The 22,277-nt window shown below is 61.7% G+C and carries 20 protein-coding genes; 8 read left to right on the top strand and 12 right to left on the bottom strand.

All coding sequences use genetic code 11. From position 1 onward, the window contains the following. The coding region (locus HY2_RS17420; protein ID WP_158534000.1) for a hypothetical protein at positions 1–1,925 on the top strand (1,925 nt) is incomplete at its 5' end. A 5-nt stretch (positions 1,926–1,930) separates the two neighbouring features. Here HY2_RS17420 and HY2_RS02390 read toward each other — a convergent pair. The 3 genes from HY2_RS02390 to HY2_RS02380 are packed head-to-tail and all read right to left on the bottom strand — an operon-like array spanning position 1,931 to position 4,350. Continuing rightward, on the bottom strand, positions 1,931–2,995 hold the full coding sequence (locus tag HY2_RS02390) for a zinc-binding dehydrogenase (protein ID WP_034824299.1): 1,065 nt from the start codon (positions 2,993–2,995) through the stop codon (positions 1,931–1,933). Positions 2,996–3,001: 6 nt separating this feature from the next. Next, complete coding sequence (gene budC, locus HY2_RS02385) at positions 3,002–3,787, bottom strand: meso-2,3-butanediol dehydrogenase (RefSeq protein WP_034824298.1); 786 nt, start codon at positions 3,785–3,787, stop codon at positions 3,002–3,004. Positions 3,788–3,807: 20 nt separating this feature from the next. Beyond that, positions 3,808–4,350, bottom strand: coding sequence for a cupin domain-containing protein (locus HY2_RS02380; RefSeq protein ID WP_034824297.1), 543 nt, complete (start codon positions 4,348–4,350; stop codon positions 3,808–3,810). Positions 4,351–4,519: 169 nt separating this feature from the next. Here HY2_RS02380 and HY2_RS02375 point away from each other — a divergent pair, with 169 nt between their 5' ends. Further along, positions 4,520–5,164: a TetR/AcrR family transcriptional regulator gene (locus HY2_RS02375; RefSeq protein WP_034824296.1), complete on the top strand. Its 645-nt coding sequence runs from the start codon at positions 4,520–4,522 to the stop codon at positions 5,162–5,164. Between the two features lie 6 nt (positions 5,165–5,170). On the opposite strand, the gene sigJ is transcribed toward HY2_RS02375, so the two are convergent. The 5 genes from sigJ to HY2_RS02350 all read right to left on the bottom strand — a co-directional run bounded on the left by sigJ (position 5,171) and on the right by HY2_RS02350 (position 10,589). Further along, positions 5,171–6,040, bottom strand: a complete 870-nt coding sequence (gene sigJ, locus HY2_RS02370; protein WP_034824294.1) for an RNA polymerase sigma factor SigJ — start codon at positions 6,038–6,040, stop codon at positions 5,171–5,173. Then, positions 6,037–6,573, bottom strand: coding sequence for a hypothetical protein (locus HY2_RS02365; protein WP_034824291.1), 537 nt, complete (start codon positions 6,571–6,573; stop codon positions 6,037–6,039). The genes sigJ and HY2_RS02365 overlap by 4 nt, the downstream gene beginning before the upstream one ends. A gap of 211 nt (positions 6,574–6,784) precedes the next feature. Beyond that, positions 6,785–8,650 carry an ABC-F family ATP-binding cassette domain-containing protein gene (locus HY2_RS02360; protein ID WP_034824289.1) on the bottom strand — a complete coding sequence of 622 codons (1,866 nt, stop codon included), beginning with the start codon at positions 8,648–8,650 and terminating at the stop codon, positions 6,785–6,787. Between the two features lie 58 nt (positions 8,651–8,708). Next, positions 8,709–10,220 carry a M61 family metallopeptidase gene (locus tag HY2_RS02355; RefSeq protein ID WP_081814875.1) on the bottom strand — a complete coding sequence of 504 codons (1,512 nt, stop codon included), beginning with the start codon at positions 10,218–10,220 and terminating at the stop codon, positions 8,709–8,711. Between the two features lie 96 nt (positions 10,221–10,316). Beyond that, the gene (locus HY2_RS02350; protein ID WP_034824287.1) at positions 10,317–10,589 is read right to left on the bottom strand and encodes a hypothetical protein; all 273 of its coding nucleotides are present in this window, start codon (positions 10,587–10,589) and stop codon (positions 10,317–10,319) included. A 436-nt stretch (positions 10,590–11,025) separates the two neighbouring features. On the opposite strand from HY2_RS02350, the gene HY2_RS02340 reads away from it, so the two are divergent. The 6 genes from HY2_RS02340 to HY2_RS16570 all read left to right on the top strand — a co-directional run bounded on the left by HY2_RS02340 (position 11,026) and on the right by HY2_RS16570 (position 17,697). Further along, positions 11,026–12,114 (top strand): phosphotransferase family protein, encoded by a 1,089-nt coding sequence (locus HY2_RS02340; RefSeq protein WP_034824283.1) that lies wholly within the window; start codon positions 11,026–11,028, stop codon positions 12,112–12,114. Further along, positions 12,111–13,346, top strand: a complete 1,236-nt coding sequence (locus HY2_RS02335) for an MFS transporter (RefSeq protein ID WP_206740977.1) — start codon at positions 12,111–12,113, stop codon at positions 13,344–13,346. Before HY2_RS02340 ends, HY2_RS02335 begins: the two co-directional genes overlap by 4 nt. A 55-nt stretch (positions 13,347–13,401) precedes the next feature. After that, positions 13,402–14,313, top strand: a complete 912-nt coding sequence (locus HY2_RS02330; protein WP_051594634.1) for a hotdog family protein — start codon at positions 13,402–13,404, stop codon at positions 14,311–14,313. Between the two features lie 10 nt (positions 14,314–14,323). After that, positions 14,324–15,361: an alcohol dehydrogenase family protein gene (locus tag HY2_RS02325; RefSeq protein ID WP_034824278.1), complete on the top strand. Its 1,038-nt coding sequence runs from the start codon at positions 14,324–14,326 to the stop codon at positions 15,359–15,361. A 14-nt stretch (positions 15,362–15,375) separates the two neighbouring features. Next, positions 15,376–16,680, top strand: a complete 1,305-nt coding sequence (locus HY2_RS02320) for a metal-dependent hydrolase family protein (protein ID WP_034824276.1) — start codon at positions 15,376–15,378, stop codon at positions 16,678–16,680. A 117-nt stretch (positions 16,681–16,797) separates the two neighbouring features. Continuing rightward, positions 16,798–17,697, top strand: a complete 900-nt coding sequence (locus tag HY2_RS16570) for an OmpA family protein (RefSeq protein WP_051594633.1) — start codon at positions 16,798–16,800, stop codon at positions 17,695–17,697. Between the two features lie 65 nt (positions 17,698–17,762). Here HY2_RS16570 and HY2_RS02310 read toward each other — a convergent pair whose 3' ends face one another. From HY2_RS02310 to HY2_RS02295, 4 genes are read right to left on the bottom strand one after another with little or no spacing between them, the layout of a single operon-like run. Then, a complete protein-coding gene (locus HY2_RS02310) occupies positions 17,763–18,833 on the bottom strand; it encodes a DUF2855 family protein (protein ID WP_034824273.1) in 1,071 nt (356 codons plus the stop codon). Beyond that, positions 18,830–19,588, bottom strand: coding sequence for an enoyl-CoA hydratase/isomerase family protein (locus HY2_RS02305; protein ID WP_034824271.1), 759 nt, complete (start codon positions 19,586–19,588; stop codon positions 18,830–18,832). The genes HY2_RS02310 and HY2_RS02305 overlap by 4 nt, the downstream gene beginning before the upstream one ends. Beyond that, positions 19,585–20,916, bottom strand: coding sequence for a cytochrome P450 (locus tag HY2_RS02300; RefSeq protein ID WP_034824268.1), 1,332 nt, complete (start codon positions 20,914–20,916; stop codon positions 19,585–19,587). Before HY2_RS02300 ends, HY2_RS02305 begins: the two co-directional genes overlap by 4 nt. Positions 20,917–20,929: 13 nt before the next feature. Beyond that, positions 20,930–22,264: a cytochrome P450 gene (locus HY2_RS02295; RefSeq protein ID WP_051594636.1), complete on the bottom strand. Its 1,335-nt coding sequence runs from the start codon at positions 22,262–22,264 to the stop codon at positions 20,930–20,932. Between the last annotated feature and the right edge of the window lie 13 nt (positions 22,265–22,277).

Below are 22,277 nucleotides of genomic sequence, written 5' to 3'. Positions count from 1 at the left end.
TGCTGGCCATGCTGGTGGCCCTGGGCGCGCTACAGGCGCATGCGTGGAAGGCATATAGCGATGCGGGAAGCATCCTGGGTGATCGCAGCCGGGACATGTGTCTGGAGGAATCTCCGCAGGACTTCAGCTGCATTACGAAAGAGATGCGGTATGTGCGGACTGATACCGGCACCATGCCGGTGCGGCTATGGTCCGTGTCGCAACTGGGCCCGGAGCGGATGGGCGCGGTGCTGGACCGCTACGGCATTTCGCGTGAGCAATACACGGAATATGCGCACAAGTATGGCGGCCAGAGCAAAGGCAATGGTTATTCCTGGATTTCGAAACAGGTGGTGCTGCAGGGCCTGAAGGCGGAAGACGGCACAACCCTGTTGCCGGCGGAATTCATTCAGGTGCTGCCGATCAGTGACAAGATGGCCCTCGTGAAGGGGCTGGATTATAGATATTATTACGCCACGCTGGACCCGGTGAAGCCGCATCTGAGCACCCTGCCATACAAGCATTTCAGGTTTTATCAGATTTACGGTAAGGTGCCGGAAAGGCCCTTCACGCTGATATTCGAAGACTCGGATGCTGCGGACGGGCCGCGCAAGACGCTGGCCGTGATGGACAATCAGGGCAAGGAGGCCCACCGCATTTCCGGTGTGCTGAACGAAGGCAGCGGGGATTATGATTTCCACTATTATGGCAATGGCAAGATCGCCTTTCCGGTGAAGGGCGAGGATGGCACGGGCCTGTCCGTGGTCGTCAACGCTCTGACGCTGGAGCTGGAAGAAGTTGGCCCGTATTTCCAGACCCTGCCGGTCGGCTATGCGCTGGCCTATGAGTGGGACGACAATAATTTCAACGATTACCAGCAGGCGCCGGTACAGCGCGTTGCGACCATGACATCCGGACACGGCATATTGTCCGGAGAGCAGATTTACCTGCCTATCCGCAAAGCGGATGGCGAGGTGTTGACCTTTGACCATCCCAACATATTGGGCATTGTGCCGCTGTTCCTGCCGGAGATCAAAGGCGTGCGCGGCTGGCTGGTCGTGTATGAGGCGGCGGACGGGCGGTGGTATCGTCTGGTGGCAAACGCCCCGAAAGGGGATCTGCTGAGCGGCAAGCGGGACGAGTTGATGCCCGAATCCATCATGGAGCTGATCCTGGGGCGCGAGGGCTATCCGCCCTTTGCCGATGTCTGGCTGGGTACGCTGGACAAGGATGAATATTACGGCCTGTTCGCGGGCGCAGACAAGCGCGACATACCGGAGCCGCCCCTGCGGCTGGCGGTGCGATATTTCAAGAATCCGATGAACCGCTCGGAAGGGGTGACGGACTGGTATGATGCCGGGATGGATATTGGCCGGGAAGAGCTGTGGGCCGCCTATGAGGCGCGGGACAGAAAAGCGACGCATCCGGACAATCCGCTGGCGATGGAGCGTCCGCTGATCCTGAAGACGGCCCGCGAATGGTGGCAGAACAACAAGAATTACCGCGAATATCTGGAAACGCCCTGGGAGGTGCTGCAGGCACGGTATGAGGCCGAGGCGCGGGACTCCCTCAAGATCAGCGCGGATGCGATATTGGCGATGGACAGCAATGACGTGCCCTATGGCGGGGATTTCTACGCCGCGGCCCGCACGCTGGGCGGCAAGTATCTGAGCGCCTATTGGCGGCGCTGGAAGGCCCTGCCGCGCTCTAGCGACGCGTATGATATCTGCTCCCGGTTCGGCAATAGCAGCTATGAGTGCAATCTGGTCTGGCCCTGGGCGCAGAACATATTCGACGGCCAGCGCGCGCAGGCGCAGAAGGCCGCCGATGCCTATGCGCGGGATGTGGCACGCACCCAGCGCAGGGCCCCTGCCTATAACAAGCCTGTCTCCGAACCGCGCTGTTACAATCAGGGCGATGGCACGGAAAAGTGTTTCTATGATTAGGGACGTCAGGCGTGCGGGTCTATCAGGATTTTGATTTCGTGGGGATTGGCGGCGAGGCTGTCAAAGGCGGCCTCGGTGCTGGTAAGGGGCTGGCGGCTGGTGATGAGGCGCGCGGCCAGTTCTGAATGGCTTTGCAGCAGGCCGAGCGCCTCGCCGAATTCATGGGGGCGGTAGGCGAAGCTGAACTCAAGCGTCAGTTCCCGGACGATGCCCTCATAGGGCGTCAGCGTATCTTCATGCGGGCAGACGCCCACCACGATGACATGCGTGTGCGGGGGCGCGGTTTTCGTGATTTGGTCAATCACGCCGGGCGCGCCGGTACACTCAAATATGTTGAGACCGGAGGGCAGGCCCAGAAAGTCCCGCGCCAGCAGGGGTGACATGGCGTGCGGCGTGAAGCCGAGATCGCTCCAGCGCTCATAGGGGCTGTCGGTCGCCGGATCGAGTACAATGTCTGCGCCAAGGTCCGCGGCAGCCTTGCGGCGCTCTGCCGAGAAATCCGCCGCCAGAATGGGACCACGGCCTTGGGCGCGCAGGGCCAGAATGACGGAGAGCCCGACCGGGCCGCAGCCGATAATGATATTTGGCCCTTGGTTGCGGCTGGCCAGATTGGCCGCATGCAGCCCGACGCTGAGCGGCTCTGTCAGGGCGGCCAGATCCGGCGCGATCCCGTCCGGAATGCGAAAGCTGCGCACAGCGTCCACACAGGCCAGTTCGGCGAGGCCGCCGCCATGATCCCGTGACAGGCCGATCGCAGCGGGTGTACCGTCATGATCATGCGTGAAGGGCAGAGCGCTGATCAGGTCTCCGCGCTTCAGCGGCGTGTTTGTACCGGATGGAATATCGACAACTTCCGCGCTGAATTCATGGCCGGGAATGATGGCGGGCAGGATGTGCTGGTCTGCGGGCGGGGTTTGCTCTGCCAGCAGGGCCATCTGCTTGCGCTGGCTGAGATCACTGCCGCAAATGCCGGTGAAGAGGGGCCGGACGAGGAGTTGCCCGGCGGCAGGCACAGGGTCTGCAAGTGTGCGAATGCTGAGGGAGGTGCCCTGAAGGATAGCTGCGCGCATGTGGGCCTACTCTGTGGGGCTGTCAGCAAACTGAGCGATTTCGGGCTGGCCGGTATGGGCGGTCGCGCCGCCATCGGCCACGATGATGGAGCCGGTGACATAGGAGGCCGCCTCCGAAGCGAGGAAGGCGGCGACGTGCGCCATCTCTTCCGGCTGGGCCGCGCGGCCCATGGGGATGCGGCGGGTCCAGTCTTCCTTCAGGCCGGGAATGTCATGAAAGCCTGCCGTGATGGGCGTATCGACCAGGCCGGGGCAGAGCGCGTTGACGCGGATGCCATCGCGGGCGTGATCCACCGCGAGCGCACGGGTATAGTTCACGACCGCGCCCTTGGCGGCGTTGTAGGCGGCAAAGCGATAGTCTCCGCCAAGGCCGGAAATGGAGGCCGTGTTCACAATCGCGCTGCCACGCGGCATGTGCGGTATGGCGGCGTGGCAGGCATAGAAGACGCTGTGCAGGTCTACCGCGATGACAGTCTCCCAGGCCTCTGCTGTCAGCTCAACTGACGTGCCGAAGCTGCCGATGCCGGCATTGTTGAACAGGATGTCGATGCGACCATGGCGGTCTACCGCCGCCTGAACCATTGCGTCGACATCGGATTGTTTCGAGACATCACAGGCGATGGCCATGGCGCTGTCGCCGAGTTCTGCCGCAAGGGCCTTTGCGCCGTCTTCGCTGATGTCTGCCAGCACGCAGAGCGCGCCTTCGCTGGCGAACAGGCGGGCCGTGGCGGCGCCGATGCCACTGGCCGCGCCGGTGATGAGGGCGACCTTGCCGTTAAATCTCTGTGTCATGGGAATCCGCCGCCCCTGTCTCAGGCCAGCGCATTGCTGGGGGGAGTTTCATTGGCCCAAGCGGGGCGGCGGTCGGCGATGACCTTTGAAATCTTTTCCCATGCGGGAACGGTCTTCGCCAGAAAATTGATATTGAAATCTTCCTCGCTGCGGAATTCCAGCACCTCGACGCCCTCCGGGCCGGGCGTGTAGCGATAGGCCTTGCCCGCGCCAACAAAGAAGCCGTCCCCCGGCCCCAGCGTATCTGTGCCAAGCTGCAGGCTGCCGGCCACAACATAATAGAGGCAGTCGACATTGTGCGTATGAAGAGGAAGCGGGAAGCCGGATTTGAACCAGGCATAGGTGAGGCTGAAGCCCGGACGGGAGAAAAGGGTTTTCACGACATTGCCGTCTGCGAAGCCGGCCTCCAGCGCGGTGCCGATGCCGGTTTCCAGGTCTGGCGTCACGTCTGCCAGTTCCATATGGGCGGTCTCGTCAAGAGACGGGGCGTTGCGGGTTCTGAAAACCTGATAGCCTTCGCCGGATGTGGTGGGGGTGTCTTGTCGCTGGGCTGTCGTGTTCATGCCTGTTTCCTCCGTGCCGGTCTCTGCCGGTATCTATTCATGCGGAGCAGGTTTGCCTGCTTCCGATTGAGGACAGGCTAGAGGACGCACAAAATTAGTCAATCATGACTAATTTAAACTTTGCGACAGCTTGACGGAACCGGCATGTTTGACGGTAAGGTAGGCCTTGATGACAAAAACAGATGACAACAGGGCAAGCAGCCAGGCCGGGCGCAGGCGGCGGACCCGCAAGGGCGAGGAAACGCGGCGCCTGCTGGTGAGGTCTGCCGTGCAATGCCTGACAGAGCAGGGCTATGCGGCCACATCAGTGGAATCGGTGATGGCGAAGGCTGGCGTCAGCCGGGGCTCTGTGCTGAACCAGTTCCCGACGCGGCTGGACCTGATGAGCGCGGCCAGCGAAGCGGCGATGCGCGCGATGATTGCCGACACGCGCGCGCGGTTTGAGGGCGTCGACGATCCTGCGCAGAAGATGCGCAGACTGTGCGATATGTTCTGGCAGACGCAGAATATTCCCGAAGGTGCGGCAGTGACGGAAGTCTTGCTGGCGGCGCGCTGGGATGCAGACCTCGCCGAGCGGCTGCGCCACATCGCGGTCGAGATCGAGGTGGAGATCGACGCGGACGTTCAGCGCATTGCGCTGGCGGCGGGCGTGAAGGATGTCGAGGCGTGCATCGTGCATGCGCGGATGCTGATCCTGTCGCTGCGCGGTATCACGCTGGAACTGATGTTCGACCCGAAGCGGGACGTAATCCACAGCGCGCTGGCCGAATTGCGCGCGATGCATGCCGCGTTCTGTGACCGGGTGCTGGGCTAGGCGTTTTCACACAGGCAGTTTGTCCGGATTGCGCATGGCGTAGAGCCAGGCGATGCGGCCGGAGCCATCCGGGGCGAGGGTGAGGACCAGATCTATCTTGCCATTCAGGCGGCGGACGATGGCCGGGGCATTGTTGGCGCTGGCGGGCTCGATGGTCCAGTGAGCCTGTTCCTTCGCGGCTTTTTGCATGATGGCCATCAGGACCTGTGCAATTTCTTCCGGACCCATCAGGGGGCGAAGCGCTGCGCGAGCCTTCTTGCCGCCGTCGCTATAGGCGGTGGCCTGCGGCGCAAACAGGGAGAGGACGGTGTCATGATCCTGGGCCGCGGCGGCGGAGAGAAAGCGTTGCAGCAGGTCAGCGACTTCGCTGGGGCTGGCGTCAAAGCGCGGGCCAGTTTCCTGCAGGCGTTTGTGGGCGCGGCTGACCAATTGGCGGCAGGCAGCCTCTGACTTTCCCGTGGCGGCGGCGATCTCGTCATAACCGGCATCGAAGGCCTCACGCAGGATGAAGGCGGCGCGCTCCGTTTCCGACAGGCGTTCCATGGCCCATAACAGGGCGAGTTCGCATTCCTGCGCGATGACGAAGCGGTCTTCGAGGCTGAGATGTCCATTCTCTACCAGTGGCTCCGGTAACCAGGGGCCGGGATAGGTTTCGCGGCGCGACCGGGCCGAGCGCAGGGCATCAATGGCGATGCGCGTGGCAGTGCGGCGCAGCCAGGCGCGCGGGTTTTCGATGGTGTCCCGGTTGGCCCGTTCCCAGCGCAGCCAGGTGTCCTGCACGGCATCCTCGGCCCCGGCCCGCTCGCCCAGCATGCGGTAGCAGAGGGCGGTCAGGGCCGGGCGTTCGGATTCGAAGAGGGTGGTGTCGGCGCTCATGCAGCCACTGTGATGCGCTGGCCGGCAATGTCCAGCACCCGGCATGGTTGGCCATGGCCAGTGCCGCGCTTCAGGACAGGATAGAACCGGCCCGCCGCCGCCGCGAAGGCGCAGGACAGGGCGGTCTTGTTCCCAAACTCTGCCTCGATCTGGCGGCGCAGATCATCTGTTGCCAGGTCTGCGGTGATCGCAGCCATCGCAAAGCGGAAGCCGAGACCGGTCGTGCCGGCACTTTGCGCCTCGCCTTCGGCGCAGGCTTTCAGCGCGTCTGCGTCTGCACCGTCAGCAATCGCCATGTCGAGGACGAGTTGGACGCAGGGGCCGCAATCGCCCTCCAGCGTGGAGGCGAACAGGGCGCCATGCCACGCCGCCTTGCCAGCCGCCGGCCCGCGATATTTGTAGATGCCGACAAAGCTCATCAGCCCTTCGGCGGCAGTGGGAGAGATGTCGATGATCTCTTCCATGTAGGTGGTGTCATAGTTGAATTGCTGGCCCATGGTGCGGGCCTGGGCGCGTAGTGTTTGGGGGGTCATTGATCGGGTCTCCTTGCCGGTTTCAATGACAAGACGAGACAGGGGCGGGTTTTGTGACAGGGGGAGGAGATTGGTGGGGGGAGACCCTCACCTCCCATTGCTGCGCAAAGGGTCCCGCCTCTCCCAAAGGGAGAGGGGTGGACCCGGCGCCTTCACAAGAATGGTGCACTTGAGAAAGAATGATCCCTCTCCCTTCGGGAGGTGAGGGCGTTTAGCTGTCTGCTTCCAGAGCCTCGGCGGCTTCGAGCCATTCGGTTTCGGCGGCTTCGGATGTGGCGGCGTGGTCGGCGCGGGTCTTCAGCAGTTTCTCAAGTTCTTCCGGAGGCGGAGTGCCTTCGGCGAGCTTGGCGTCGATCTTTGCGATGGCGGCGTTTGCCTTTTCCATACGCTCTTCGGCCTCGCGGGCCCTTTTCTTGAGGGCGCTTAGGCGTTTCTTCGCTTCCGGGTCTTCCGCCTTGGGGGCAGCAGACTTTTGCGGCTTGGCGGCCTTGGCCTCTTCCCGGTCGGCCTTCATGACGAGGGCGCGATAGTCTTCGAGGTCTCCGTCATAAGGCGACGCGCGGCCATCCTTGACCAGCCAGAGCCGGTCAGCGGTTGCTTCGGCCAGGTAGACATCGTGCGTGATCAGAAGGACGGCGCCGGGGAAATCGTTCAGCGCGTAGATCAGGGCCTCGCGGCTGTCGATATCGAGGTGGGAAGTCGGCTCGTCGAGGATCAGGATGTGCGGCGCTTCGGCCGACATCAGGCCCAGCAGCAGGCGGACTTTCTCTCCGCCGGACAATTTCTCGACATTGGTTTCCACCTTCTCATGCGGGAAACCCATGGCGGCGGCCGCGGCGCGTACCTTGGCCGGGGGCGTGCCCTTGGGCATGATGCGCTGGATATGCATCAGCACGCTGTCGCCCTCTGACAGTTCGTCCAGCTGGTCCTGCGAGAAATAGCCGATGCGCACGGCGCGCGGGGCGATGCGCTGGCCGCCCATCAGGGGCAGACGTTCGGCGATGGATTTGACGAGGGTGGTCTTGCCCTGGCCGTTCGCGCCGACAATGGCGATGCGGTCATCCGGGTCCAGACGAAGGTTCACCTTCTTCAGGATGATGGCATCCTCACCATAGCCGAGATCGGCATCCTTGATTTCCAGCATCGGCGGGGCGAGCTTGTCTTCCGGCGCGGGAAATTTGAACGGCGTTGTGCGGTCTGCCACCGGGATGGAGATGTCCTGCATCTTTTCCAGCATCTTGATACGGGATTGGGCCTGGCGGGCCTTCGACGCCTTGGCGCGGAAACGGTCCACAAAGCTTTGAAGGTGCGCGCGTTCCTTGGCCTGTTTGACCTGCTGGGATTCCAGCTGGGCGAGCTTTGCCGCGCGCAGCTTCAGCCAGTCATCATAGCCGCCGGGCGAGATGGACAGCTTGCGGTGTTCCAGCGCCATGGTGTGCGTGACGCAGCGGTTCAGCAATTCCCGGTCGTGGCTGACGATCAGCACCGTATACGGATAGCGCTTGATATAGCCTTCCAGCCAGGCGGCGCCTTCCAGGTCCAGATAGTTGGTCGGCTCGTCCAGCAGAAGGAAATCCGGCTGGGAGAAGAGGACGCCGGCAATCGCCGCGCGCATCCGCCAGCCGCCGGAGAATTCCTTTGTGGCGCGTGACAGGTCTTCCGTCGTGAAGCCAAGGCCGTTCAGCACTTCGGCGGCGCGGGCCTCTGCCGTCCAGGCGTCAATGTCCAGGAGACGCTCATGGATTTCGCCGATGCGGTGCGGATCGGTCGCCGTTTCGGCTTCCTGCATCAGGGCGTGGCGCTCTGCATCGGCAGCCAGCACGACATCCAGGATCGTGTCATCCGTGGCGGGCACTTCCTGCGCGACCCAGCCGAGACGTGCGCCCGCGTTGAGGCGAATGGCGCTGTCGGCGGTCGGGCGCTCCACATCCTCGCGGATCAGGCGCAGCAGGGTGGACTTGCCGGTGCCATTGCGGCCGACAAGGCCCACTTTCCAACCGGCCGAGATCTGCGCCGAGGCAGATTCGAACAGGGGCCGGGCTTCGACCTGAAAATCGAGGTTAGAAATCGTAAGCATGCGCGGCGGTCTACTAGAGCGCCGCGCGAATGCAAGAGCGGGTGTGTTGAGACCCCGGTCAGCGGGCCTGACGGGCGAACGGCCCGGCAAGGGTGGCGCGGCAGACGGCCCTGTCTGCGCCGGGCACAAGGACGAGCCGGGACGGGGCTTCTGGCCGAGACTCCACGCTCAGGCAATCTGGCAAGGTAAGGGCCGTGAGGGGGATTTTCGCGCCGCCCTGGATATAGGTGGCGAGATCGGCCTCAAAGCGCGGACCGATGACGGTTTCGACCGCGGCATGGATAGCGTCATCTGGCAGCAGCGGTGCTTCGCCCGTCTCGCGGATGGTTTCTGCCCGGTCCAGCAGCGCGGCGATGGCATCATCCAGACTGCGGCCCTCGGCGCGGGCGAGCGTATCCCAGTGCAAGGCGAGCATAGCGCCGCGCTGATAGGGCAGGCGTTCGGTTTCGCGGCTGTCCCAGATGTGGTCGATCAGATCGCCTGCAGGCATTGTGTTGACGGGGGAGGCTTCATACTCCGCCCAGAGAGCATTCATGTTCTGCAGGAATTCCTCAAGGCTGGTCTCGCCAGAGCCGAGCAGGGTGAGTTGGGTGTAGTATTCGGTGAAGCCTTCCGTGAACCACATGCGGGCCGGGTCTGTTGCCTCATCGGTCTGGCCCATGCGGCGTGTGATCCATTCATGGAGGATTTCGTGCGTGATTGTGTGGGTCAGATTTTCCGGGTCTGCATTACGGGTGGCGAGCAGGAGGAAGGATTCGGTAAGGCCGGTGCCGATGACTGAGGAGCCTTCCGGCAGGTCTGGCAGAGGTGTGACGGCCAGGAAGTACTGGTCAAAGGCGGCGTCTTCAAAGGCCTCTCCAGCGAGGCTCAACACGCTGGACGTGGTGAAGGCGATGTCGGCATCCGGCAGGGTCCACTCCCCCAGGATCGCGGTGCGCACGCCGGTATCGGTTTCCCCGAAGCGGTAGGCGCCGAAGGCGTAGAGGCTGTCCTGTGCTGTGGAGAGCGCGATGGGGGCGGAGGTGCCACTCGGCGTGGGCTGGCTGAAGGCTGCGCCGAGGGGGAAGCCGGTGAAGGTGACGCGAAGTTCCGGATCGCGGCCTTCGACCGAGGGCAGGATGGTGTGCCCGATCAGCGAGGCATAGGTGGGCTGCAACACCGGGCGCATGCCGGGCGTTCGCTGGACGCCCCATTGCGGCAGGCCCTGATAATCCTGGCGGATGTCATAGCTGAGTTTGAGAATCTGGTCCGGCACGGCGCTGACGATGACACGGTTCTCATCTATCTCAGCTGGCAGGGCGGCCCCGGTGGCGGCGTCAAATACAGCGCGGTTCCAGACGAGCTGGCCGAGATTTTCGTCCGGTCCCCAGGCTTCAGGGAAGAGGAAAACCGTCTCTCCGTCTGTGTCTGCCTGCACGGTCAGCTCTATCCGCACGGTTTCGAGACTGTCTGGGCTGGCGGGGGAAAAGCTGAGCGTGTCAGAGGGCAGCAGCGCGGGCGCAGACATGGGCATGCCGGTGGAGCACGCTGACAGTAGCGCCGCCGCGGCCACGGAAACTCGTAAGTGCATATATTTAGCCTCGTATCGAAGTGGATACGCCCCTTGGCAGGAAACCTAGACGGCTTTCCGTGTGATCTCAAACGCTGAGTTTAATTTTGGAGGCAATTATTCGGGTGCGCTGTCTGTGGCAGCAGGGGGCTGCAGGCTGCCTTCCGTGGTGGCGAAAGGCTTGCGCAACTCAAAGATCAGCACGATCAGGGCGATCAGAATGGCGACATTCACGACAAGGCTTAGCCAGCGATTGAGGCTGTCCAGCGCGCGGCCCGGCATGCGGAAATCATCGCTCTGGATGATGGTGACGTCCGGCGGGGGTGGAGGCGACGGCGGGGCGTCTGCCGGGCGCTTGCGGAAGATACCTTTGACGCGGTTCAGGACCATGTGCGTGCCTCATTATGTGCGCAGTTCAGGCCCGCAGACAAAAGCGCGCCGCCCCGCGCGTCAATGGGAGAGTTGAGGCAGCGCGGGCGAATCTGTTGATGCAGCATGGGGCATCGGCTGGGTCATGAGGCTGGATGTGTCCTGTTCCCTGACGGCGGACAAAAGGCGCATGGGCGCAGATTTTGTCTTCGTGGCGCGGACAATGTGCGTGGATTGAACAGCCCATATGACCTGCCGACAGAAAATGATGGCCAATAAAGCGGTGAGTGTAATAGTTACGGCGGTTATAAATGTCAGAACTGTCACAAGGGTTTCGATCTTGCGCATGGTGCGCGCCTTTCCTGATGGCGGTCATACGGACGCAGGGGAAGGCCTTGGCGTGGCGTAAGCCGTAGGTATGGTGTGGCAGGTAAAGTTGGAAAAAAGAGGGCAGAAAATGGCCGAGGGAGAAACCGCCGCGGAATTGTTTACAGGCACCAAGCCTGTCGCGGAGTCGCATAAATTCGATGAGTCCAAGCTGGCGGCCTGGATGGAAGCCAATGTCGAGGGCTATCAGGGCCCTCTGGAAGTGCGCCAGTTCAAGGGCGGGCAGTCCAATCCGACCTATCAGCTGGTCACGCCAACCAAGAAATATGTCATGCGCCGCAAGCCGCCGGGCAAGTTGTTGCCGAGCGCCCATGCCGTAGACCGCGAATTTCGCGTCATCAGCGCGCTCTACCCGCTCGGCTATCCGGTCGCGCGCCCCTATGGCCTGTGTGAGGACGAGGATGTCATCGGCACGATGTTCTATGTCATGGACATGGTGGAAGGCCGCATCCTGTGGGATGGCACGCTGCCCGATTATGAGCCGGCAATGCGCCGCAAGATCTATGAGGCAAAGGTGAAGACCTTTGCGGACCTGCACAATGTCGACTGGCGCGCCGCGGGCCTGGAAGGCTTTGGCAAGGAGGGCGACTATGTGGCCCGCCAGATCCATCGCTGGACGAAACAGTACAAGGCCTCCGAAACGATCCATATCCCGGAGATGGAGCAGTTGATCGAATGGCTGCCGAAGAACATTCCGCCGGGCGACAGGACCACCATCGTGCATGGGGACTATCGCCTGGACAATATGGTGCTGCATCCGACAGAGCCGAAAGTGATCGCCGTACTGGACTGGGAGCTGTGCACGCTGGGCGATCCGCTGGCGGACTTTTCCTATCACCTGATGAACTGGGTGATGCCGCCTGGTGACTCCACGCGCGGTTCCATCATGGCAATCGACGATCTTGAGGCGTGGGGCATTCCCACAATGGAAGAATATGTCGACCTCTATTGCAAGCATACGGGTCGTGATGGCCTGCCGGAGCTGGACTATTACTTTGCCTATAATGGTTTCCGCCTGGCGGGCATTCTGCAGGGTATCATTGGCCGAGTGAGGGACGGTACGGCCAATAGTGCGAATGCGGAAAGCAATGCCGCGCGCGTTGTGCCGCTGGCCAAGTTCGCCGCCGAATATGCCCGCAGAGCCGGGATGCCGGGGTGACGCCAGATCCGGACGGGCCCTCCGGGGGCGGGCCTGAATATCAGCAGCTCAGTCAGCGGGATCTGTTCCTGCTGACGCTGGCCTGCGCGGCGGTGACGGCGAACGCCTATTACATTCACCCGATCATTGCTCTGGTGGCAGATGATTTTGGGGTCAGCGCCTCCAAAATCGGCATGGTGCCTGCCTTCAACCAGATCGCGCTGGCACTGGGCATCTTCCTGCTGCTGCCGCTGGGCGATCGGATTTCGAACAGGCGGCTGGCGACGATCTTTGCGGCGGGGCAGTTTCTGGGCTTGGGCGTGATGGCGTTTGCCAGTGAGTTCTGGCTGTTCCTGGCCGGATCAACCTTTTTGGGCTTTGCGACGATTACACCGTACCTGCTGCCGGCCTATGCCTCGAAACGCGCGCCTGCCGCGCGGCTGGGCCGGGTGACGGCGATGTTGGCGACGGGCGTGGTGAGCGGCATTCTGGTGGCGCGCGTCGGCGGCGGCTGGGTGGGCGAGCATCTGGGCTGGCGCGTGGTGTATTATATCGCCTTTGGCATCATGGGCGTTGTCGCCTTCCTGTTGCCGCGCATCATGGATGAGCGCCAGACATCTGAGGATGACACGCCGAAGCAGAGCTATATCTCTCTTGTCCTGTCCGTGTTTCCGGTGGTGCGCCGGTATCCGGAGGTGTTGCTGTCCGGCGTAATCCAGGGGCTGGGCTTCGGGATATTCCTGTGCGTCTGGCTGGGCCTGGGTCTGTACCTAACGAGCCCGCAAATGGGCTATGGCGCCGACACGGTTGGCTATCTGGCAGCGATTTCGATGCTGAACCTGATCACGACGCCGTTCTTTGGCGGCTGGGCAGACCGGCTGGGCCCGCGGCGCACGCGCTTTTACGGGGCGCTGGTACATTTCTCCGGCGTCGCGCTGCTCGGCGTGTTCGGGCATTCGCTGTATCTGCTGATCATTCCCATCGTGCTGATGAACATTGTCGGGCCGCTGGTGGATGTGACGGGGCGGATGACCTTCCTGAGCCAGCCCCAGGGCATCCGCACGCGCCTGATGACGGCGTATATCGTGCTGATGTTCATCGGCGGCGGTATCGCCAGCTGGGCGGGCACGAGCGTGTATGAGCATTGGGGCTGGCATGGCATCACGTGGATGTGCCTCTGCCTGTCAGGCCTGCTGGTCACCTTATCATTCGTCAGCATGCGGCTGACATCGGAGCGGCCTGCCAAGGCGTGAGCGCGGCCCCGGACGAGACTTAGAAACATTTAACACCATTCCTGAAGGAGCGAACATGACCGAGACACTGAAAGGCCCGTTGCGGGCGCCCGCACAGATGCTGCAGGAGCAATCCTATGATGGTCACAAGAGCCTGCATGATGATTCCGAAGCCGAGCGGCTGGGCATCAAGGCCGGCCCGATTGAAGGCCCGACACATTTCAGCCAGTTCGTGCCTTACCTGGTCGAGATCTGGGGCAATGACTGGTTTGAGCGAGGATGCTTTTCCAGCCACTTCCTGAACATGGTGTTCGAGGGGGAGAAAGTGCGCGTCGAGGTGGACCGTCCGGCCCCCGGCGAGACGCGTACGCTGTGCCGCGCCTTCAAGGAAGATGGCACGCCGGTTCTGGAAGCCAGTGCCTCCATCGGCCCGGACCATGGCGAACCGCTGCTGGAAGCGCGGATGGCGAAGCTGCGCCCGGCGGGCGATCTGGTGATCCTGTCTGACATGAAAGTCGGCATGACGGGTGCCGAGGACGAGATCGTCACCATGGGCCCGGATCAGCACATGGGCGACCTTTACCCATTCTCCCTGGCCGACAAGCTGAAAGTGATTACCGAGCCGATGGATTTGTACCATGACGCGTCTGCCAGCCCTTGGGGCAAGCCGGTCGTGCCGCTGGAAATGGTCAGTGTGCTGGGCAATTACACTGCCCGCAAGGCGAAGTTTCCGATCAAGCAACCGGCCATCGGCCTGTTCGCTGACCTGCAGGTGCGCATGATCGATGGCCCGCTGCTGGTGGGCGAGACCTATATTCTGCGCCGCGAGATCGTCGCGTTGGCACAAAGCCGTCGCGTGGAGAATTACTGGGTCAGCACGAAATTCTATGATGCCTCTGGCGAGAAGCTGGTGGCGGACATGCTGCTGAACCATGGTGTGCTGAAGGCGAGCTATCCGGACTATCCGAAAGAGCTGTTGCCGGCATAGGAGACGAAAGATGAAGGGCCTGCTGTATCAGGGCACACGGGACATCGCCTACGGCGATGCGCCGGAGCTGAAACCGGAAGACACACGGAGTGCCATCGTGAAGGTGACGGCCTGCGGGATATGCGGATCTGACCTGCATATCTATGAGGGCCACGGCTTCAGCGAGGAGACCGGCTATTGTGTCGGCCACGAGGCCGTTGGCGAAGTGGTGGAGACCGGTAGTGGCGTATCCCGCTTCAAGACAGGCGACAGGGTAATGATCTCTGCCGCGGTCGGATGCGGGGCGTGTCCGCCCTGCATGGCAGGCCACATCAATGAATGCGAAACAGGCGGCGGGCGCTGTTACGGGCTGGGGCCCAGTCTGCAAGGCGTGCAGGCGGAATACTGCATGGTGCCGGTCGCCGATTTCGGCATGGCAAAGATTCCGGACGGTGTGACCGAAGATCAGGCCGTTCTGTTGACAGACAATTTGCCGACCGCTTGGCATGGTCTGCATGGCGCAGACATAGAGCCTGGCGATACGGTGGCCGTGGTCGGCTGCGGCCCGATCGGCCTGATGGCCGTGGAGGGTGCTTTCCTGATGGGCGCGGCGCGTGTCTTCGCGGTCGATCTGGTGGCAGAGCGCCGGGCCCTGGCCGAGGGGCTGGGCGCGATTGCGCTGGATGCGGCCGAGGCCAAGTCGCTGGTGGCTGAACAGACCAAAGGCCGCATGTGTGATAGTGTGGTGGAGTGTGTCGGCGCGGATCCGGCGATCCAACTGGCGCTGAAGCTGGTGAAGTCTGCGGGCACGGTCTCCTGTATCGGCGTGAACCAGAGTATGGATTTCAAATTCCCCATGGCGCTGGCCTTCATCAAGAATCTGACCTTCCGAACAGGCACATGCGCGGTGCCGGAACACTGGCCGGAACTGGTGCCCTTGCTGCAGGCGGGCAAACTGCGGCCGGAGCGAACGATCTCGCACCACATGCCCTTGTCAGAGGGGGCGGAAGCCTATCGAATGTTTGATGCCCGTGAGAACGGTGCCATGAAGATGATCCTGAAACCTTGAGGGGAGAACCAAGTATGCAAGGCAAACTGATGAAAGCGGCTGCGGGCGCAGCCCTGGTGGCTGGCATGGCGCTGAACGCGGGGGGGACGGCACTGGCTCAGGACGCAGTGATTCATGCAGGCCACCTGCTGGCGACTCCGGGCGAAGGATACAAGACCAAGCAGACAATTACCGTGAAAGACGGCAAGATTGTCTCTGTTGAACCAGGCTATAAAAATGTGCCTCGAGGCGTGGAAGTCATCAATCTGCGCGATGCCTACGTGCTGCCGGGCATGATCGACAGCCATGTCCATATCACCAGCGAGACTAGCCCGACGGCCCGCATCGAGATGTTCGAGGACACGGATGTCGATAGCGCGTTCAAGGGCGCAGGCTTTGCCTACAAGACGCTGCTGGCCGGCTTCACGACCGTGCAGGATGTTGGCGGCTCCAATGAAGCAGTCTTCGGACTGCGCGATGCCATTGCATCCGGCAAGGTGCCAGGGCCGCGTATGCGTGCAGCAGGCCGCGCTGTCGCGGTGACGGGCGGTCATGGTGACATCAATGGCTATTCCCCGGTCGTGATGGCGATGTTTACCGGCAGCAATATCTGCAATGGCGCTGATGATTGCCGCCGGGCTGTACGCCAGCAGATCAAGGACGGCGCAGACGTGATCAAGATCACCGCGACGGGCGGCGTGCTGTCCAATACGCGCGCGGGGCTTGAGCAGCAATTCACGAATGATGAACTGACTGCGATCGTTGAGGCGGCGCACTCCATGGGCCGCCAGGTGACGGCGCACGCGCATGGCAAGGGCGGTATCGACTCGGCCCTGCGTGCAGGCGTCGACTCTATCGAGCATGGTTCCTATACGGATAAGGAAACGATTGCGCTGTTCAAGGAGCATAACGCAACGCTGGTGCCGACCGTTCTGGCGGGCGCGACGGTGACCGGGTGGGTGAACGAGCCCTGGCTGCCGGCGGCAAGCCGTGAGAAAGCTGCCATTGTCGGCCCTCACATGATCGAGATGCTGCGCATGGCGCATGAGGGTGGCGTGAACGTCGCCTTCGGCACGGATACGGGCGTGTCCCGTCATGGCGACAATGCGCAGGAGCTGGGCCTGATGGTGGATGCCGGATTCACCCCGGAAGAGGCTTTACGCTCTGCAACCGTGATCGCATCCGAGCATGTTGAAATGGAAAACCAGATTGGCACGATTGAGGCCGGGAAATATGCCGACATCATCGCTGTGGACGGTGACCCGCTGAAGGACATTGACGAGATGCTGGACGTGGATTTTGTGATGAAGGGCGGCACTGTCTATAAAGGTGGCAACTAGGGCGGGGACTTCCCCCTAGCCGCGAAGCTTTTTGACAATGCCTCATAAAGGCCGGAAAGTCTGAGCAGAGTTGCAGGCTGACAACGTGCAGAAGGCACGCAGGAAAGGGATAGCAGAATGAAGTTCAGCGGTCTTCTGACAGGCGCGGTTTCAGGCATGGCGATACTCAGCTTGGTGGCCTGTGGCGGGGAAGACGGTGAGGCCGCCAAGGCGGCCTCCGCGAATTCTGCGGGTGGCACGGAATGTGTTCAGCTAGCCCCTGGCGAATATTACTGGGATGGCAGCAGTTTTGTTGTCTCTGGCCCGGCCCTGCCAGGCAAGGCCGACACCAAGCCGCGCTCTACCGCAGCGTCCGTTCCTGCAGAATCCGGCTGGGCGGCGGAGCTGGAGCGGAACTTTCCGGATCTTGGTTTTCCCTGGATGGGCCTGCATGCGCGCGAGCCTGTTGCGGTGCTGACCGGAATTGCGCCAGATGCGGACGCCAGGCAGACGGGGTTTTCCGCTGGCGAAGCAGCAGTGCAGCAAAATGCGGCGGCGTCTGGCGTGACGCTGATTGTGGATGGCATCAGCCTGGAGACGGCGGAGCAGCCAGCCCAGAACGGCCCTGGCGCGGCGTTGGCCACGCTGATCCAGAAGGGCGCGTCACGGCAGACATGCCAGACTGCTTTCAACGAAACGATGGAAGGGCGCACGATTCTGTTCCAGAGCAATCTGGCAATCGTTTCTCCGACCAGCCAAAGTTTGCTGGACGCATTGACGGGCGTTGCCCTTCTCTGCGATGATCATGCCATTGAGATCGGGGGGCATACGGACTCGCGTGGCTCCAATGACTATAATGAGATCATTTCTCAGCAGCGTGCCGATGCCGTGCGGGAGTATATGATCGGGAAAGGCGTTGATGCTGACGCGCTGACGGCGAAGGGCTATGGCGAATCCCGCCCACTGGACCCGGCCGAGAATTATGAAGCCTGGGCGAAAAACCGCCGGATGGAATTCAAGGTTTCAGGGCGCCGCTAAGAGCGCTGTTCTGTGCAAACTGCCCCTGCTGCCTTCTGGCATCAGGGGCTTTTGTTGTCTGGAGATCAGAGTGAGAGGATCAGGCCTTCTGACGGGCTGACTTCTGCGTCGAGCGTTTTGGCCCAGGCCTCTGCAATGGCATCTTCGCCGCTGGTATGCACCGGCGTGATGAAATCCTTTGAAACCTTGTAGAAGGAGACAAGCGCGTCTGTGAGGCGCTTGTTCAGGGTCTCTGCGCCAAGTTCCTTCGCGCGGCCCGCGGCATAAGTCGGTACAAAGAAGAATTCCGGTTGCGGGTCTGGCAGCTGGATGGGGGCGCGATTGCCTTCCCAGTCCGTCACGCCGATGACCAGGCTGCGCACCAGCCGGTCTTTCAGCGCGTTGTGGATATCTGCGGTCAGGGATGGGCGACCCAGGAAATCCACAAAGGCGGTCAGGCCACGCGCGTGCAGGCGATCTGCGTCAGCATAAGTCCGCACCCGTCCGTACAGGCCGGTGGATTCAACAAAGGCCTTGTTGCGCTCTGATGTCAGGGCGACCGTATCGACGCCGCCACGGAGCTTAAGGCAATGGGCAAGAGCCAGCGCTGTCTTGGAAGAACCGGACGAGATGACAACGGTTTCCGGAATGTCTGCCGCCGTTTCCATCAGGCAGTCATCAATCATCCAGCCGGTCGTGAAGAGCGGGCGGAAGAGCATCTGCTGGTCTTCAAAGGCTGCGTCATAAGACGCATCCGCGGCGGTATCGATATAGGTGTTGTAGATCGGCGCAAGGGCCTTGCGGTGGACTGCCCCATCCATGAAGCCGGCGGGGCTGACCTTGACAGGCTGGATGTCGAACTCGGTCGAAATTGGCAGATAGCCATAGACGCGCTGGCCGGGCGTGACGCCTTCCACTTTTGACGCCGTAACCGTGGCAAAGCCCCAGACCGGGACGCGGCCCATGGCCGGATCGCTGGCCGGATAGAAGTTCCAGTATTGCATCGCATCGCCAAATGTCGCGTAGGTGACATTATTGGCGGTGAGCGCGAATGTGTCGACCTTCAGGCGTGCATGACCATCTGCCAGATCGGGCAGGTGGGAGGGGGTCCAGCTGGTGTCGCGCAGGTCGCTGCGCCGGATCAAAAAATCACTCATGTGTCTGCTTTCTTTGCCTTGCCGGTAAAGGCCGCGATTCTCTCCTGCATGTCAGGTCCCACGCCTTCGCAATTGAGAATCTCCCATTGCAGGCCGCCGTCAAGGTCTCGTCCGTCTGTAGCCTCCAGCAGGCGCTTGTTGGCCGCATGAGAGAAGGGCGAGTTGAAGAGGATTTGCCGGGCGAGTTTATGGACGGCTTCGTCAAACTCGCTGTCGGGGTGGACCTGTTCTACCAGGCCGATGCGGTGAGCTTCGGCGGCGCCGAACATCTCCGCTGTGAACATCAGCCGCTTGGCAGTGGCTTGGCCCACGCGGCGGGGCAGACGCTGGCTCATCCCCCAGACCGGGGTGAGCGCCCATTTGGCGTGCGTGTCCCCAAAGCGCGCGCTCTCGGCAGCGATGATGAAGTCAGCCGCCAGCGCCACTTCCAGCGCGCCGGTATAGCAATGGCCATGCACGGCGGCGATGACTGGCTTGGGCAGCCGCTCCATCAGGCGCAGCGTTTCCGAATGCCAGCCGGGCGAGGGAACTTTCTCTCCCTCGGCAATGTCAGCCAGATCATGCCCGGCGGAGAAGCATTTGCCCGCTCCGCGCAGGACGACGCAATGAACGCTGTCATCCTTCTGTATATCCAGCACATGTTGGCGCAGTTGCCGAAACACGCCGACAGTGAGGGCATTGAGCTTGTCCGGGCGGTTCAGGGTCAGGGTGGCAAGGCCGTCCTTGTCCTGACGAAGTACGAAGGTGTCACTCATGAGCCGAGATCCACCATCAGGCTGGAAATGGCATGGACAAAATTGTTCGGCGCAAGGCTCTGCTCGCCCGTCCATCTGATGTTCGGGAAGCGCGACAGGATCTGGCGATAGGCCGTTTCCAGCTGCATGTTGGCCACGCGCTGGCCAAGGCAGACATGCGGCCCGTGACCGAAGGCGAGGTGTTCCTTCGCATTCTCGCGGGTGATGTCATAGCGGTGGGGATCAGCGAATTTGGCCGGGTCGCGATTGGCGGCGGCGTAATACATGACCACCTTGTCGCCTTCCGCAATGGGCTGGTCTCCCAGTTGTGTATCGGTCGTGGCCGTGCGGCGCATATAGGTGACTGGGCTGACCATGCGGATCGACTCATGCACGAAGTTCGGGAAGAGATCCGGATTGGCGAGCAGCTTTTCCTTTTGGTCAGGGAATTCCGTCAGCAGACGCATCGTGCCGGAGAGGGAATTGCGCGTCGTGTCATTCCCGGCGAACACGATCAGCAGCCAGGAACCATCAAGAAATTCCGGGCTGAGCGGCTTGCCGTCAATCTCGACATTGGCGATGGCCGACAGCAGGTCTTCCTGTGGGTTCTCTCGGCGCTTGGCCAGCATGTGGCGGCCATATTCGAACATGGCCTGGATCTCTGTCATGAAGGTCATGATCTGTTCCTGGCTGACATTGCCGAGGCCTTCCTGCTGGGCCTGGTATTGTGAGGTTTCCAGGAAGTGCATCCAGTGGACCAGCTTTGGCCGGTCTTCCGCCGGGACGCCCAGGATTTCACACAGCGTGAACAGGGGCAGTTCGGCGGAGAACTTTTCCACCATGTCCACGACCGGGCCCTGCTTCTCCATCGCGTCAAGCAGTTCGGTGACATAGACCTCCACGCGCTTGCGCAATTCCGCGACGAAGCCGGGACGGAAGAAGTGCATATGCTCCATGCGCAGCGGTGTGTGATAGGGGCGGTCCAGATTGATCAGGCTGTTCAGGCTGGAAGAATGCAGCAGCGGGTGCTTGGGCTGCTCCGGCAGGCCGTATGTCATCAGGATGCCGCCGCGCTGTGACGAATAGGTGGCCGGGTCCAGCTCCACCTGCTTGACCAGATCATAGGATGTGACCGCCCAGAAACCGGCCGCCACTTCTTCCGGGTGCCACATGACCGGAGCCTGCTGGCGCATCTGCGCGAAGGCTTCATGCGTGTAGCCGCCATGGCGCGAGAAGACCTCCGGATCGGTCAGATTGACCGGCGGGGGGAGGTCATGAACCGGTTTTCGTTTCGGCGGGGCGGGTGGAACTTCCTGCTGGTAGGTGTCTGTGACGTTCTGCAGGCTCATTGGTATTTCCTCCCTAGAATTTATACCTCACAGGTATGGATTTTGGTCCGCCCACGAAGTTTGCCTTGATGTGCGTTGGCTCTCCGGCCAATTCGATGGATTTCAGACGCGAGAACAATTCCTCATAGATCGCCTGCATTTCAAGACGCGCCAGATGCATGCCGAGACACATATGGCCGCCATGGCCGAACGAGATCAGCTTGTTGGGGCTGCGGGTTATGTCAAAAGTGAAGGGATTGTCGAAAATCTCTTCGTCGCGATTGCCTGACGGGTAGCAGAGCAGCAGGCTCTCCCCTTTCAGGATCTTGTGCCCGCGCATTTCATAATCGTCCTGAGCTGTACGCATGAAATGCTTCACCGGCGTCGTCCAGCGGATCGCCTCATCCACGGCGGTACGGGAGACGCCTTGCGGATCGTCCATCATCTTTTTCAGCTGATCCGGATTCTGCAGCATGCCGAGAATGCCGCCGCCTGTGGAGGCGCTGGTCGTGTCATGGCCTGCCGCGGCGACGATGACATAATAGCTCATGGCTTCCAGCTGGCCGATCGGCTCGTCGTCCACTGTGCCATTGGCGATGACGGTAGAGACATCATCTCGCGGATTGGCGCGGCGGTCTGCCGTGATGTTGGTGAAGTACATGAAGAATTCGGCGAGCGTGGCATTGATCGAGGCGAGGCCCTTTTCTGCATCCTTCTCTTGGGCGAGCGTCTTGTCGCGCATCAGGTCTTCATCCTGCGCGCCGAAGATTTCCTGGGTCAGCTTCAGCATCATCGGCTCGTCGCTTTCCGGAACTCCGAGGATCTGCATGATGACGCGCAGCGGATAGTAGAGGGCGATGTCGCGTTGGAAGTCACACTCACCGCCAAGGTCTTCCATCCGGTCGACATATTGCTTGGCAATGCTGCGGATGGCGTCTTCGCGTTTCTTCACATTCTGCGGCATGAACCATTCCTGGGTCAGGTGGCGCAGCTTGTAGTGCATCGGGTCGTCCAGCTGCACGAGTGTCTTCAACAGGTGCGGTCCGCCGGTCTGGGCGTAGACACCTGCTTCGGCTTCGGCATAGGACAGCATTTCCCGTTCACCACTGGTGAACAGCTTGTTCTGGCGGCTGATTTCCATGATGTCAGCATGCTTGGTGACGGCCCAGAACGGTCGGAAGCTTTCAGGCTCGCACCAGGCCAGCGGGTCTTCCGCGCGCAGGCGCGTGAAGGCTGCATCCAGCTGTTCCGGGTGTGAGTACACTTCCGGAGAGACGATATCCTCGCAGGTCGCAGCCGCCGCTGCGCTCATCGTCCGGCCCGGATCCTTCTTGGTCTCGGGCGGGGTGGCAAGGGCAGTGTCGGCCATGATGCTCTCCATT

The sequence above is a fragment of the Hyphomonas pacifica genome, from assembly GCF_000682675.1.
GTDB classification, from domain to species: domain Bacteria; phylum Pseudomonadota; class Alphaproteobacteria; order Caulobacterales; family Hyphomonadaceae; genus Hyphomonas; species Hyphomonas pacifica.
This window is presented reverse-complemented; position numbering and strand designations above follow the sequence as displayed.